Origin of the sequence: Shewanella sp. BC20, from assembly GCF_003129585.1 — a bacterium.
In the GTDB taxonomy this organism is placed as follows: Bacteria; Pseudomonadota; Gammaproteobacteria; order Enterobacterales; family Shewanellaceae; genus Shewanella; species Shewanella seohaensis.
The window spans coordinates 1-278 of sequence record NZ_NHRI01000051.1 but is presented as its reverse complement, the minus strand read 5'-3'; the positions used below and the strand labels follow the sequence as shown (position 1 = coordinate 278).

Below are 278 nucleotides of genomic sequence, written 5' to 3'. Positions count from 1 at the left end.
TAAGCGACTAAGCGTATACGGTGGATGCCTTGGCAGTCAGAGGCGATGAAGGACGTAGTAACTTGCGAAAAGCGTTGGCGAGCTAGTAACAAGCATTTGAGCTAACGATGTCCGAATGGGGGAACCCGGCCGCATAAGCGGTCATCATGTAGTGAATACATAGCTACATGAGGCAAACGAGGGGAACTGAAACATCTAAGTACCCTTAGGAAAAGAAATCAACCGAGATTCCCCTAGTAGCGGCGAGCGAACGGGGATTAGCCCTTAAGTCAGAGGGG

Annotated in this window: 1 rRNA gene; it reads left to right on the top strand. The window is 50.4% G+C overall.

From position 1 onward, the window contains the following. Nucleotides 1-278, top strand: a 23S ribosomal RNA gene (locus CBX96_RS21475); the annotation flags it as partial.